At 72.6% G+C, this 13373-nt stretch carries 11 protein-coding genes; 2 read left to right on the forward strand and 9 right to left on the reverse strand.

The annotated features are described in order from the left end of the window. Window positions 1-450 precede the first annotated feature (450 nt). The 3 genes from A2U95_RS06995 to A2U95_RS07005 form a co-directional block, all read right to left on the reverse strand. Entirely contained in the window at window positions 451-855 is a 405-nt protein-coding gene (locus A2U95_RS06995) for a DUF6113 family protein (RefSeq protein WP_166021335.1), read from the reverse strand. Beyond that, complete coding sequence (gene mshB / locus A2U95_RS07000) at window positions 852-1790, reverse strand: N-acetyl-1-D-myo-inositol-2-amino-2-deoxy-alpha-D-glucopyranoside deacetylase (protein ID WP_166021336.1); 939 nt, start codon at window positions 1788-1790, stop codon at window positions 852-854. Before mshB ends, A2U95_RS06995 begins: the two co-directional genes overlap by 4 nt. Before the next feature lie 157 nt (window positions 1791-1947). Further along, a complete protein-coding gene (locus tag A2U95_RS07005; RefSeq protein ID WP_166021337.1) occupies window positions 1948-2142 on the reverse strand; it encodes a hypothetical protein in 195 nt (64 codons plus the stop codon). A 177-nt stretch (window positions 2143-2319) separates the two neighbouring features. Between A2U95_RS07005 and A2U95_RS07010 the strand changes: the two genes are divergently transcribed. Beyond that, window positions 2320-4491: a S9 family peptidase gene (locus tag A2U95_RS07010; protein WP_166021338.1), complete on the forward strand. Its 2172-nt coding sequence runs from the start codon at window positions 2320-2322 to the stop codon at window positions 4489-4491. Between the two features lie 131 nt (window positions 4492-4622). On the opposite strand, the gene A2U95_RS07015 is transcribed toward A2U95_RS07010, so the two are convergent. The 6 genes from A2U95_RS07015 to A2U95_RS07040 form a co-directional block, all read right to left on the reverse strand. Further along, the gene (locus A2U95_RS07015) at window positions 4623-5717 is read right to left on the reverse strand and encodes an ABC transporter ATP-binding protein (protein ID WP_166021339.1); all 1095 of its coding nucleotides are present in this window, start codon (window positions 5715-5717) and stop codon (window positions 4623-4625) included. A 78-nt stretch (window positions 5718-5795) separates the two neighbouring features. Next, a complete protein-coding gene (locus A2U95_RS07020) occupies window positions 5796-6800 on the reverse strand; it encodes an ABC transporter ATP-binding protein (protein ID WP_166021340.1) in 1005 nt (334 codons plus the stop codon). 8 nt (window positions 6801-6808) lie between these two features. Then, window positions 6809-7726, reverse strand: coding sequence for an ABC transporter permease (locus A2U95_RS07025; RefSeq protein ID WP_166024895.1), 918 nt, complete (start codon window positions 7724-7726; stop codon window positions 6809-6811). Window positions 7727-7907: 181 nt separating this feature from the next. After that, entirely contained in the window at window positions 7908-8831 is a 924-nt protein-coding gene (locus A2U95_RS07030; protein ID WP_166021341.1) for an ABC transporter permease, read from the reverse strand. 37 nt (window positions 8832-8868) lie between these two features. After that, window positions 8869-10512, reverse strand: coding sequence for a peptide ABC transporter substrate-binding protein (locus A2U95_RS07035; protein WP_166021342.1), 1644 nt, complete (start codon window positions 10510-10512; stop codon window positions 8869-8871). Between the two features lie 301 nt (window positions 10513-10813). Then, on the reverse strand, window positions 10814-11233 hold the full coding sequence (locus A2U95_RS07040; RefSeq protein ID WP_166021343.1) for a VOC family protein: 420 nt from the start codon (window positions 11231-11233) through the stop codon (window positions 10814-10816). A gap of 286 nt (window positions 11234-11519) precedes the next feature. On the opposite strand from A2U95_RS07040, the gene A2U95_RS07045 reads away from it, so the two are divergent. Continuing rightward, complete coding sequence (locus A2U95_RS07045) at window positions 11520-13370, forward strand: ABC transporter substrate-binding protein (protein ID WP_166021344.1); 1851 nt, start codon at window positions 11520-11522, stop codon at window positions 13368-13370. The last annotated feature ends 3 nt before the right edge of the window (window positions 13371-13373 follow it).

Raw genomic sequence — 13373 nt, forward strand, 5'->3', positions numbered from 1 at the left:
CGCGGCGGACGCCGCGGACGAGGTGTCCGTGCCGTCGGCCGGCGTCGCTCCGCCGCCCGCGGGGGGCTGCTCGCCCTGGCCGGCGGAACCGTCGCCGACGGGTTTGCGCACGACCACGGGCGGGATCGGCCGGGACCCTGGGATGTTGATCTTCACCCGGGTGGTCAGTGTGGTCTCGGTCTTGCGGTCCTCCGGCCGTGACGGCTCTGAAGGGTGCGCGGATCCGCCGTGCCCGCTGGGCGTGGGGGACGGACTGTCAGTTTCACGACTCAAGGCAGGTTCTCCCGGTTGGCTCCGCCGCCCGTCACGATCACATCGGGCTTCTCGGCGGCGCGCTCCACGATACTGGCCGCTTCCCGCGGGTAACCCACGGCCGAGGCATATCCACCCCGGGGGGCACCGGGACGGCAGGACGAAGCGGGACGTCGATCCCAAGTGGGGCGGCGGTACTCAGCGGTCGCGGCCGCCTCCGAGGGTGGCGCAGATCATAGCGACCAGCATGCCGCCCAGAAGGAACAGGTAGGGGCGCAGGCCCGCGCCGAACACGAAGTCGCCCTCGGGGCGGCTGGTGGTGAGCAGGACGACCGCCACCAGCCAGCCCGCCACGGGCACGGCCGCACCCGCCCTCGAGGCCATCAGCCGCGCCCCGCCGAGGAAGGTCCCGGCGGCCCCGGCGAGCGCCAGCAGCAGCCCGCCGGGGAAGAAGGCGCCCTGCACGAGCGCGCCTGCCGCCCCGACGAGCGCGCCGAGCAGGAACAGTCCGGCGTAGGCCGCCGTCCGGCCCGCCGAGGGCATCCGCAGCGGCTGGGCCAGCGGCCCGCCGACGGGCCGCGGCCCCTTGTCGCTCACGCTCATGCCGTGCCTCCCCGGCGCTCCTCGGGCCCCTCGGGCCGTGCCGGGGCCGCGGGCGCGATCCCGGCGAACAGGTCGTCCCCCACGCCGGGGCCGTCGGGCTCGCCCTTCACCAGCTGGTAGTGCTCCACCGCGAACAGCGGCTGGGCCAGGCCGTTGGAGAGGGCGAACCAGGGGCCGCTCACGGCGATCTGGGTGGCGTGGGCCGCCATGGCGGCCGCCTTGGCGGCGGCGTACGGGGTGCCCCCGGCGTCCAGGCGGACGCCGATCGACGCCGGGTCGTCGACGACGCCGGGCAGGTCGTCCACCTCGGCCGCCCCGGTGAACGGAAGGCCGGGCAGCGCCTCGCGGAGGCGGGCGAACGCCTCCTCGGCGACCTCACGGGGCATCCGGGTCCAGTAGATGCGGGCGATGTCCCAGGGCTCGCCCAGATCGGGTCGCACGCCCGGGTCGGCGGCCAGTTCCGCCGCCCGCATGGCGACGCGGTGGGCCTGGATGTGGTCGGGGTGGCCGTAGCCGCCGTTCGGGTCGTAGGTGACCAGGACCTGGGGGCGGACCTCGCGGATCACGGCGGCCAGGTGCTCGGCGGCCTCGTCCACCGGGGCGCCCCAGAAGGCGCCGGGGGCGTCGTTGTCGGGCAGGCCCATCATCCCGGAGTCGCCGTAGCGGCCCGCGCCGCCGAGCAGCCGGACGTCCCCGACGCCCAGCTCGCGCATGGCGGCGGCCAGTTCCTGGCGGCGGTGCGCGCCCAGCGCCGCGCCGGACAGGTGGGCCAGTTCGGGCGGGATGACCTCGCCCAGCTCGCCCAGCGTGCAGGTGACCAGGGTGACCCCGGCGCCCTCGGCCGCGTAGCGGGCCATGGTGGCGCCGTTGTTGATCGACTCGTCGTCCGGGTGCGCGTGCACCAGCAGCAGGCGGCGAGCGGGCATGTCCGTCATGGGGCCAGCTTAGGCCGGACCCCCCGGCGCTCCCCCGGCAGGCGTGCCGGAGGACGGAGGGGGCGGGGCCCCGGCACCCGGGGTGACGGGAAAACCTGACGCGCGTCCTGGTGTACGCCGCCGCCGCGGGGGTATCCGGGACGGAGGCGACGCGCGGTCAGAACTTGAAGCTGCCGATCATGCCCGCGATGTTGTTGGTCAACTCACTGATCGTGGGGGCCACCGACGACGCGGCGAGGTAGAACCCGAGCAGCATGCAGACGATCGCATGCCCCGCCTTCAGCCCCGACTTCTTGATCAGCAGGAAGACGACGATCGCCAGCAGCACCACCACCGAGATCGAGAGTGCCACGGCGGTTCACCTCCAAAGCTCCCCAGAACACTGGCAGTCGGACCGAAGGGGCGACAAATCCTTCGCGCAGCCAGCAGGTTGATACCCACCGGACGGGAGTGATCATAACTATCCGAAGCCACGCATGAGTCGGCGCACAGCCGCACAAGGGGGGCGCATGGCCAATATGGTCGGGTCATGCAGACGGACACCGAATCCTTCCCCCGGCGGTACGCCCGCACCCAGCGATTCACCCTCGGGGCGCCCCGCGCGTTCACCGTCGCGCCGGACGGCTCCCGGGTCGTCTTCCTGCGCTCGCGCTCCGGCACGGACCGGGCCGGCGCCCTCTGGGTGCTCGACCTGGAGGCCGGCGGCGGTCCCGCCGAGCGGCTCGTGGCGGACCCCGCGGCGCTGCTGGAGGGCACCGGCGAGGACCTGTCCGCCGAGGAGCTGGCGCGGCGCGAGCGGAGCCGGGAAGGCGGCGCCGGCATCGTCGCCCACGCCACCGACGCCGCCGTGGAGTTCGCGTGTTTCGCCTTGTCAGGGCGGCTTTTCGCGGTGGATCTCAGGACCGGTGCGACGCGCGAGCTGCCCGTCGCCGGGCCGGTGGTCGACCCCCGCCCCTCCCCCGACGGACGCCACGTCGCCTACGTCGCGGGCGGTGCGCTGAGGGTCGTCGGGGCGGCGGGCGACGGTGACCGGGCGCTCGCCGAACCCGAGTCGGGGACGGTCGCGTACGGGCTCGCGGAGTTCGTCGCGGCGGAGGAGATGCACCGCTTCCGCGGCTTCTGGTGGGCGCCGGAGTCGGACCGGCTGCTGGTCGCCCGGGCCGACGACGCGCCCGTGCGGCGCTGGTGGATCGCCGATCCCGCGCACCCCGGGCGGGAACCGCGGCAGCAGGCGTACCCGGCGGCCGGCACCCCCAACGCGGACGTACAGTTGTTCGCCCTGGGCCTCGACGGCAGCCGGTCGGAGGTCCTCTGGGACCGCGAGCGGTTCCCGTACCTGGCACGAGTGCACTGGTCAGCGGCGGGTCCGCCGCTGATCCTGGTGCAGGCGCGGGACCAGCGCGAGCAGCTCACCCTGACCGTCGACCCGGACACCGGGGCCACCCGCACGCTGCTCCGCGAGAGCGACCCAACATGGCTGGAACTGTTCGCTGCCACGCCCTGCTGGAGCCCGGCCGGCGAACTGGTGCGGATCACCGACGAGAGCGGGGCGCGGGCCCTCGCGGTGGGCGGACGCACGCTCACCGACGGGCGGCTGCACCTGCGCGCGGTGCTCGACGTGTCGCAGGACGACGTCCTGGTGTCGGCCTCCGCGGGCGAGGAGGCCGCCGACGCGGAGACCGGCGAGGTGCACGTCCACCGGGTCACCGCGGACGGGGTGGAGCGCGTCTCGCGGGAGCCGGGCGTCCACTCGGCGGTCCGCTCGGGCGGGGTGACGGTCCTGGTGTCGTCCACGCTCGGCCGGCCGGGGGCCCGGGTGCGGGTGGAGCGCGACGGCGAGGAGGTCGCGCGGATCGCCTCGCACGCGGCCGACCCCGGACTGACCCCCCGCGTCGCGCTGACCCGGGCGGGCGCGCGGCGCGTCCCGAGCGCCGTGCTGCTGCCCGCGCACCACCGGGCGGACGAGCCGCTGCCCGTCCTCATGGACCCGTACGGCGGCCCGCACGGGCAGCGCGTGTCCGCCGCCCACAACGCCCACCTGACCTCGCAGTGGTTCGCCGACCAGGGGTTCGCGGTGGTCGTCGCCGACGGACGCGGCACGCCGGGGCGCTCGCCGCAGTGGGAGAAGGCGGTCGGGGGCGACTTCACCCTCGCCCTGGAGGACCAGATCGACGCCCTCCACGACCTGGCCGGGCGGTACCCGCTGGACCTGTCGCGGGTGGCGATCCGGGGCTGGTCGTTCGGCGGTTACCTCGCCGCGCTGGCGGTGCTCCGGCGGCCGGACGTCTTCGCCGCGGGCGTCGCCGGCGCCCCGGTCACCGACTGGCGGCTCTACGACACCCACTACACGGAGCGGTACCTGGGCGACCCGGCCGCCGCACCGGCGGCGTACGCGGCGAGTTCGCTGGTGACCGACGACGGGCTCTCCGGCGCCGCCGCGCCCGCCCGGCCGCTGATGGTGATCCACGGGCTGGCGGACGACAACGTGGTGGCGGCCCACTCGCTGAGGCTCTCCTCGGCCCTGCTGGCCGAGGGGCGGCCGCACGAGGTGCTGCCGCTGTCGGGGGTGACGCACATGACGCCGCAGGAGCAGGTGGCGGAGAACCTGCTGCTGCTCCAGGTCGACTTCCTGCGCCGCTCGCTGGGCATGTCGCCGGAGGGGACGGCGGGGGGCGCACCGCAGGGCCCGTCGGCCGGCTGAACCGCCCGGGAACCGGCACGGGCCGGGGCGACATGGCGCGCCCCGGCCCGTTCACGGCACCCGCACGGCCGTACGCTGTTCAGGTTTCCAGGTCCGTATATCGGAGACGGGTCCGCGGAGTTGCCTGTCTGTTAACGCGCCCCTCCGCGCGAGGGGACCGGCTCGTCCGGCGGCACCACCCGCCTCTCCTCCGCGAAGTGGCAGGCCGACGGATGCGCCGCCGGGCCGCCCCCGCCGCGGAAGGCCTCCGGCACGGCGAGCCGCGGCACCTCGTCGGCGCAGCGCTGCCGGGCCTTCCAGCAGCGGGTGCGGAAGCGGCACCCGGAGGGGACGTCGGCCGGCGAGGGCACGTCGCCGGTGAGGATGATGCGCTCACGGCGGTCACGGGCCGCCGGGTCGGGGACGGGCACGGCGGAGAGCAGGGCCTGGGTGTAGGGGTGCGTGGGGTGGCCGTAGATCTGCGCGTCGGTGCCGGTCTCCACGACGCGCCCCAGGTACATCACGCCGACGCGGTCGGAGATGTGCCGCACCACGGACAGGTCGTGGGCGATGAAGACGTAGGCGAGGCCGAACTCGTCCTGGAGCCGCTCCAGCAGGTTGACCACCTGGGCCTGGACCGAGACGTCGAGTGCGGAGACCGGCTCGTCGGCGACGATGACCTCGGGGCGCAGCGCGAGGCCGCGGGCGATGCCGATGCGCTGGCGCTGGCCGCCGGAGAACTGGTGCGGGTAGCGGTTGACGTGCTCGGGGTTGAGGCCGACCACCTCCAGCAGTTCCTGGACCCGCCGGCGCCGGTCGCCCTTGGCGGCGGCCTCGGGGTGGATGTCGAAAGGCTCGCCGACGATGTCACCGACCGTCATCCGCGGGTTGAGCGAGGTGTAGGGGTCCTGGAAGACCATCTGGATGTTCCGGCGGACGGCCTTCAGCGCGCGGCCGGAGAGCCGGGTGACGTCCTCGCCCCGGTAGCGGATGGCGCCCGCGGTGGGGCGTTCCAGGCCGACCAGCATGCGCGCCACGGTGGACTTGCCGCAGCCGGACTCCCCCACGATGCCGAGGGTCTCGCCCCGGCCGAGGGCGAGGTCGACGCCGTCGACGGCCTTGACCGCCCCGGTCTGCTTCCTGAGGAGGACGCCCCGGGTGAGCGGGTAGTGCTTGACCAGCCCCTCGACCTCGAGGATCGGCTCGGTCGTCGTGTCCGTGCCGGGCACGGGCGCCGTGGTGGCCATCGGTTCTCCTGGCGGGCGGGTTCGGCCGGCGGTGGGCGTGTGGGGCGGCGCGGCGGGCATGTGGGGCGGCGGGCGTGTCTAGCGGCGGGCGGAGCCCTCGAGGCAGTCGCGCCAGAAGTGGCAGGCGCTGCCCCGCCCCGGCCCGGAGGCCGGTCCCCGCTCCACGGCGTGCAGCGGGGGCACGTCGGTGCGGCAGACGTCCCGCGCCATCGGGCAGCGCGGGTGGAAGGGGCAGCCGGGCGGGACGGCGGTGAGGCTGGGCGGCAGGCCCTTGATCGCGTACAGCTCCCGGCCCTTGTGGTCCAGGCGGGGGATGGAGTCCAGCAGTCCGCGGGTGTAGGGGTGGGCGGGCGCCTTGTAGAGGTCGTGCACGGGGGCCGTCTCGACGATCCGGCCCGCGTACATCACGGCGATCCTGTCCGCGACGTCGGCGACCACGCCGAGGTCGTGGGTGATCAGGATCAGGCCCATGGCGTACTCGCGCTGCAGCTCGGCGAGCAGGTCCATGACCTGCGCCTGCACCGTCACGTCGAGCGCCGTGGTGGGCTCGTCGGCGATGATCAGGTCCGGCTCCAGGGCCAGCGCCATGGCGATCATGATGCGCTGGCGCATGCCGCCGGAGAACTGGTGCGGGTAGTCGTCCACGCGCTGGGCGGCGGCCGGGATGCGGACCCGGTCCATCAGCTCGACGGCCTTGGCCCGCGCGTCCTTCTTCGACATGCCGCGGTGGACGACGAACATCTCGCCGAGCTGGTCCCCCACGGTGAGCACCGGGTTGAGGGAGGAGAGCGCGTCCTGGAAGATCATCGCCATCTCGGCCCCGCGGACGGAGCGCCGCTCCTCCTCCTTGAGCCTCAGCAGGTCGCGGCCCTTGAAGAGGATCTCGCCGCCGGTGATCCGGCCGGGCGGCGTGTCGAGGATGCCCATGACCGCCTGGGCGGTGACGGACTTGCCGGAGCCGGACTCGCCGAGCACGGCGAGCGTCTCGCCCGCCGCGACGCCGTAGCTGACCCCGTTGACCGCCTTGGCGACGCCTTCCCGGGTGGTGAACTCCACGCGCAGGTCGCGGACGTCGAGCAGCATGGCGCGGCTCACCTCAGCTTCGGGTCGAGGGCGTCGCGGACCGCGTCGCCGAGCATGATGAACGCCAGCACCGTGACCGCCAGCGCCCCGGCGGGCCAGAGCAGCATGTGCGGGGCGTTGCGGATGTACGGGGAGGCGGAGGAGATGTCGATGCCCCAGCTGACCGTGGGCGGTTTCAGTCCGACGCCCAGGTAGGACAGGGTGGCCTCCAGGGCGATGTAGGTGCCGAGCGCGATGGTGGCGACCACGATCACCGGGGCGATCGCGTTGGGCGCGATGTGCCGCAGCAGCATCCGGGGGCCGGAGGCGCCGAGGGCGCGGGCGGCCTGTACGTAGTCGTGCTGCTTGGCGGTGATGACGGCGCCGCGGGAGATGCGGGAGATCTGCGGCCAGCCCAGCAGCACCATGAAGCCGATCACCGGCCAGACGCTGTTGCTGGTGACCACCGACAGCAGCACCAGACCGCCCAGGACCACCGGGATGGCGAAGAAGACGTCGGTGAGCCGGGAGAGCAGGGCGTCCCAGAGACCGCCGAAGAACCCGGCCAGTCCGCCGAGGACGCTGCCGAGGAGGGTGACGCCGAGGGTGGCGCAGACGCCGACGGTGACCGAGGTGCGGGCGCCGTGGACGGTGCGGGTGTACACGTCGCAGCCCTGGCCGTTGAAGCCGAACGGGTGGCCGGGCCGGGAGCCCTCCTGGGCGCGTGCCAGGTCGCAGTCGAGCGGGTCGCCGGAGGCCAGCAGGGTGGGCCGGAGCGCGATCAGCACCAGGAACAGGATCAGCAGGGCGGAGACGACGAAGACCGGGTTGCGGCGCAGGTCCCGCCAGGCGTCCGACCACAGGGAGCGGGGCCGGCCGGACGGGCCGCCGCCGTCGGGCCCGGGGTCGTCCTCCAGCGTCCGGCCCTCGTCGGCGGCCAGGTCCATGGAGCCGCCGAAGCCGGTCCCGGCGATCGCCCCGTCCCGGGCGTCCGGGCCGTCGTCGGGGCGGTTCCCGCGCGGGCGGTCGCCCGTCGGGTGGTCGCCGGGCGGAGGGCCGCCGGGCAGGCGCTCCCCCGGCCGGCGGCCGCCGGCCTCCGGCTCGGGGCCCGGGTGCGTCCGGCGGGTGTCAGGCATAGCGGATCCTCGGGTCGAGAACGGCGTACAGGAGGTCGACGACGAGATTCGCCACCAGGAAGACCAGCACGAGCACCGTCACGAAGCCCACCACGGTCTGGGTGTTCTGCCGCAGGATGCCCTGGTAGAGCTGGTAGCCGACGCCGTGGATGTTGAAGATCCGCTCGGTGACGATGGCGCCGCCCATCAGCGCGCCGATGTCCGTGCCGATGAAGGTGACCACGGGGATGAGCGAGTTCCGCAGCAGGTGGCGGGTGACCACCCGGCGGCGCGGGAGCCCCTTGGCGACGGCCGTGCGGACGTAGTCGGAGCGGCGGTTCTCGGCGATGGAGGTCCGGGTCAGCCGGGTGACGTAGGCCAGCGAGACGGAGGCCAGCACCAGGCCGGGGACGACGAGTTCGCCGAAGGCGGCCTCGGAGGAGACGGAGGGGTCGGTCCATCCCCACTTCACGCCGAGCAGGAGCTGGAGCAGCAGGCCGGTGACGAAGGTGGGCACGGAGATGACGACGAGGGTGGCGACCAGGACGCCGGTGTCGGCCGGACGGCCGCGGCGCAGTCCGGTGACCACGCCGAGGGCGATGCCGATGACGACCTCGAAGAGGATCGCCACCAGGGTCAGCCGGACGGTGACCGGGAAGGCCGTGCCCATCAGCTCGGTGACCTCCTGGCCGTTGAAGGCGGTGCCGAAGTCGCCGGTGAGCACGTTGCCCATGTAGGTCAGGTACTGCTTCCACACGGGCTGGTCGAGGCCGAACTCCGCCTTGAGGCGGGCCGCCGTCGCCGGGTCGCAGGCGCGTTCGCCGCAGAGCCCGGCGACCGGGTCGCCCATGACGTTGACCATCAGGAAGATGAGCAGCGTCGCGCCGGCGAAGACGGGGATCATCTGCAGCAGACGCCGGATCACGTAGCGTCCCATGGTGCCTCCCGGCCTGGATGCGGGGCCGAACGCCTGGTCAGGCGACCTTGATCCGGTCGTAGACCGGAACGCTGAACGGGTTCAGGGCGACGTCGGAGAGACGTTCGGAGTAGCCGGCGGAGCCGTTCTGGTACCAGAGCGGGATGGCCGCCATCCGGTCGCGGACCACCGCCTCGGCCTTGAGGAAGTTCTCCACGGCCCGGCCGGTGTCCGACTCGGCGTTGGCCTTGTCGACCCAGTCGTCGAACTCCTCGTCGGACCACTTGCCGTCGTTGGAGGAGGCGTCGGTGTAGTGGAGCGGCTGGAGGAAGTTCTGGATCAGCGGGTAGTCCATCTGCCAGCCGGCCCGGAAGGGGCCGGGCATCTTCCGGTCGCCGATCCGGTTGCGGTAGTCGGCGAAGGTGCCGACCGGCTGGGGGACGCACGCCTTGCCCTGGCCCATGACGCGGTTGATGCTGTTGCAGACGGCCTCGACCCAGTCGCGGTGGGAGCCGGTGTCGGCGTTGAAGGTGATCCGCACCTGGCCTCCGGGCAGGCCGCCGCCCTCCTCGATGAGCTTCCTGGCCTCCTCGGGCCTGTACTCGCACGCCTCGCCGCAGAAGCCCTCGCGGAAGCCGCCGTCCTCGCCGAGGACCGGGGAGGTCCAGTCGGTGGCCGGGGTGCGGGTCTTCTGGAAGATCGTCTCGGTGATCTGCGCGCGGTCGATCGCCATGGACAGGCCCTTGCGGACCTTCTCCGTGCCGGGCTTGTTCCACGCGGGGTCGTAGAACGGGAAGGCGAGGGTCTGGAGGATGCCGGCCGGGGTGGTGACGTACCGGTCGCCGAGGTCGGCGGGGGCGTTCTTCAGCTGGCTGGCCGGGATGTCGTCGACCAGGTCGAGGTTGCCGGACATCAGGTCGTTGTAGGCGGTGGCGTTGTCCGTGTAGACCTTCAGGTCCACTCCGCCGTTGCGCGCCTTGTCGGGGCCCCGGTACCCGTCCCACTTGCGCAGCGACATCTGCGCGCCCTTGGCGTAGGACTCGACCTGGTAGGGGCCGTTGCCGATCGGCTTGGCGACCCAGGCGTCGTGGTCGTCGAAGAAGGCCCGGGGCAGCGGGGCGTAGGCGTTGTAGCCCAGGGTGTCCGGGAAGGTCGAGAACTTCTGGCTGAGCGCGACGGTGAAGGTGCGGTCGTCGACCACCTCGAGCCCGGAGAGGGTGTCGGCGCTCTGCGCGCCGCTCTCCGGGTGGGTCCTGTCGTAGCCCTCGATGTACTGGAAGAAGTAGGCGTTCTTCTGGTTGTTCCTCAGGCTCGCGCCGTAGTTCCACGCGTCCACGAAGGAGCGGGCGGTGACCGGCTCGCCGTTGCTGAACCTCCAGCCGTCCTTGACCGTGATCCGGAAGTTCCGGGAGTCCGAGGTCTCGATCCTCTCGGCGAGCATGTCCTGCGCCTCGCCGGTCCTCGGGTCGTACTTCTTGAGGTTGCGGAAGATCATGTCGAGGACCTTGCCGCCCTGCACCTCGTTGGTGTTGGCGGGCTCCAGCGGGTTCTGCGGGTCGCCCCACGAGGAGCTCAGCACCGCGTCCGCGCCGGTGCCGCCACCGCCGCCACCGCAGGCCGCGGCGAGCAACGCCACCGCCGACGCGCACGCCGCGGCGGCGCCACGCCCGGCGGACCTTCCCCGGTGGCTTCCTCCGCGCATGGCGCACCTCCCTCTCCCTGGCCGGCCGTGGCCGGACACCGCCGTGACCGGTACACCGCCGTGACCGGGCACTGCGACGACCGAACACTGCGATGAACGATCCATATCGCCGGGAGCGTGCCGACGCATCCGGGGTCCACCCGAACAGGTGACTGAGTAGCCCGACCGGGCGCGGGCCGCCCGGGGCGGCGGGCGGGAGGGGTGTTTTCCGGTGGTCCGGGAACCGGGGGCGGGACCAGGAGCGGGGCCGGGGGCCGGCGGAGCGGCCGTCGTGCGCGCGCTCCCCGAGCCCTCGGGGCGTTCAGTCCAGCTCGCCCCGCTCGACGCAGAACTCGTTGCCCTGCGGATCCAGGAGGGTCACCCAGCCGCGCCCGTCGGGCCGCACGTGGTCGGCGGACAGGGTCGCGCCGAGCGAGAGCGCCCGCTCCACCTCCTCCGCACGGGTCCGTCCGCGCGGCCGCAGGTCGAGGTGGAGGCGGTTCTTGACCGCCTTCGGGTCGGGCACGCGGACGAACAGCATGCGCGGCCCGCCCTCCGGGTCCTCCAGCAGTGCCTCCGGGTCGCCGGGCCTGTCGTCGTCCGCCGGGGTGCGTCCGAGCAGCGCCCCCCAGAAGACGGCGAGCTCGTAGGGGTCCCCCACGCAGTCGACGGTGATCGAGTGGACGGCGGGTGCGGCGGGTGTGGCGGATACGGCGGGTGTGGCGGGTACGGCGTCGGTCACGCGGCCTCCTCGGCCTCGGGGCGGGAACGTCCGGACCAGCCTGCCCCCGGGCCGCTCCGCCCGTCCAGCGGAAATGGCCGCCGGACATGTCCGACAGACGCACCGTCAACCTCCCACCTGCGGAGCGTCAGAGGTCGAGACCAATGCCCGTGTCCGATCGATCAACTCGGCGTTTCCGCAGGCCACTTGGGGTCTCCGATCCGTTGACGCCCCACTGCCGCACTGATAGACCACTCCCCATTCGGCAGCACTGCCCAGCAGTCCGAGGATGACGCGAGGTCCGAGCATGAACACGCAAGAAGCGCACGGCGGAACAGGCCGACGCCACCGCGCCCCACGGCTCGTCGCCGCGACGGGAGCACTCGCCCTGGCGTTCACCGGCGCGGCCGCCACGCCGCTGCACCCGGCGCCCGCCCAGGCGCGGGCCGCGGAGGACAAGCAGGTCCTCACCGTGGCCGTCGCCCAGAGCGTGGACTCGCTGAGCCCGTTCCTGGCCGGCCGGCTGGTCTCGACCAGCATCCACCGGCTGATGTACGAGTACCTGCTCAACTACGACCCGAAGACGAACGAGCCGGTCCCGGCCTTCGCCACCGCGTGGGAGGCGTCCGAGGACAAGCTGACCTGGACGTACACCATCCGCGACGACTCGAAGTGGTCGGACGGCAAGCAGGCCACCGCCGAGGACGCGGCGTGGACGCTGGGCAAGATGATGTCGGACGACGCCGCGGCCACCGCCAACGGCAGCTTCGTCGGCAACTTCGAGTCGGTGAGCGCGCCCAGCAAGGACAAGCTGGTCATCAAGCTCAAGAAGCCGCAGGCCACCATGACGGCCCTGGACATCCCGATCGTGCCCAAGCACGTCTGGGAGAAGGTCGGCGACTTCTCGAAGTTCAACAACGACCAGAAGTTCCCGATCGTCGGCAACGGCCCGTACGTGCTCACCGACTACAAGGTCGACCAGTACGTGAAGATGGAGCCCAACAAGGACTTCTGGCGCGGCGCCCCCAAGTTCGACGAGCTGGTCTTCAAGTACTACAAGGACGGCGACGCCGCCGTGGCCGCCCTGAAGAAGGGCGAGGTCTCCTTCGTCCCCAACCTGACGCCCGCGCAGGCCGCCGACCTGAAGAACGCCGGGAACATCAAGGTCAACGACGCCCCCGGCCGCCGCTTCTTCGCGCTCGCCGTCAACCCGGGCGCCAAGGCCAGGAACGGCGACAAGCTGGGCGACGGCCACGAGTCGCTGCTGGACCAGCGGGTGCGCAACGCCCTGTTCAAGGCCGTCGACCGCGACACGATCATCGACAAGGTCTTCCAGGGCCACGCCGTCAAGGGCGAGGGCTACATACCCCCGCGCTACGACAAGTACTTCTGGAAGCCGTCGCCGGAGCAGGAGCTCACCTTCGACATCGAGGCGGCCGACAAGCTGCTCGACGAGGCCGGCCTGAAGAAGAAGGACGGCAAGCGGGTCGACGAGGACGGCGAGCCGATCGTCTACCGGGTGCTCTGCCACGCCACCGACCCCAACGACAAGGCCGTCGGCCAGTACCTCGAGGAGTGGTGGGGGCGGCTCGGCATCGGCATGGACCTGCAGTGCTCGGACAACGTCTCCGACCCCTGGCTGGCCGGCACCTACGACCTGGCCTTCGACGGCTGGTCGGTCAACCCGGACCCGGACTTCGTGCTGTCCATCCACACCTGTGACGCCCTCCCGGCCACCAAGGAGGACGTGGGCGCCACCGACAACTTCATCTGCGACAAGAAGTACGACGAGCTCTACGAGCGGCAGCTCGCCGAGTACGACCCGGCCAAGCGCGCCGACCTGGTCAAGCAGATGCAGTCGCACCTCTACGACCTCGGGTACATGAACGTCATGGCCTACCCGAACGCCGTCGAGGCCTACCGCAGCGACCAGATCAAGTCGATCACCACCATGCCCGCCGAGGCCGGCAACATCTACGGCCAGGACGGCTACTGGAGCTGGTGGTCCGCCGAGCCCGTCGCCTCCGACGAGGCGTCCTCCGGGGACCAGGACTCGACCGGCGTGATCATCGGCATCGTCGCCGGCGTCGTGGTCCTGGTCGCGGTCGGCGCCTTCATGGCGGTGCGCCGCCGCTCCACCGCCGACGAGCGCGAATAGCAG

This window comes from Streptomyces chilikensis (assembly GCF_001642695.1).
Classification (GTDB): Bacteria; Actinomycetota; Actinomycetes; order Streptomycetales; family Streptomycetaceae; genus Streptomyces; species Streptomyces chilikensis.

Excerpts from the sequence above, each read along its gene's own strand:
- A2U95_RS07015 (WP_166021339.1), bottom strand. The coding sequence starts at position 5,717 with ATGGCCACCACGGCGCCCGTGCCCGGCACGGACACGACGACCGAGCCG.
- mshB (WP_166021336.1), bottom strand. The coding sequence starts at position 1,790 with ATGACGGACATGCCCGCTCGCCGCCTGCTGCTGGTGCACGCGCACCCG.
- A2U95_RS07030 (WP_166021341.1), bottom strand. The coding sequence starts at position 8,831 with ATGGGACGCTACGTGATCCGGCGTCTGCTGCAGATGATCCCCGTCTTC.
- A2U95_RS07035 (WP_166021342.1), bottom strand. The coding sequence starts at position 10,512 with ATGCGCGGAGGAAGCCACCGGGGAAGGTCCGCCGGGCGTGGCGCCGCC.
- A2U95_RS07045 (WP_166021344.1), top strand. The coding sequence starts at position 11,520 with ATGAACACGCAAGAAGCGCACGGCGGAACAGGCCGACGCCACCGCGCC.
- A2U95_RS06995 (WP_166021335.1), bottom strand. The coding sequence starts at position 855 with ATGAGCGTGAGCGACAAGGGGCCGCGGCCCGTCGGCGGGCCGCTGGCC.
- A2U95_RS07020 (WP_166021340.1), bottom strand. The coding sequence starts at position 6,800 with ATGCTGCTCGACGTCCGCGACCTGCGCGTGGAGTTCACCACCCGGGAA.
- A2U95_RS07025 (WP_166024895.1), bottom strand. The coding sequence starts at position 7,726 with ATGGACCTGGCCGCCGACGAGGGCCGGACGCTGGAGGACGACCCCGGG.
- A2U95_RS07010 (WP_166021338.1), top strand. The coding sequence starts at position 2,320 with ATGCAGACGGACACCGAATCCTTCCCCCGGCGGTACGCCCGCACCCAG.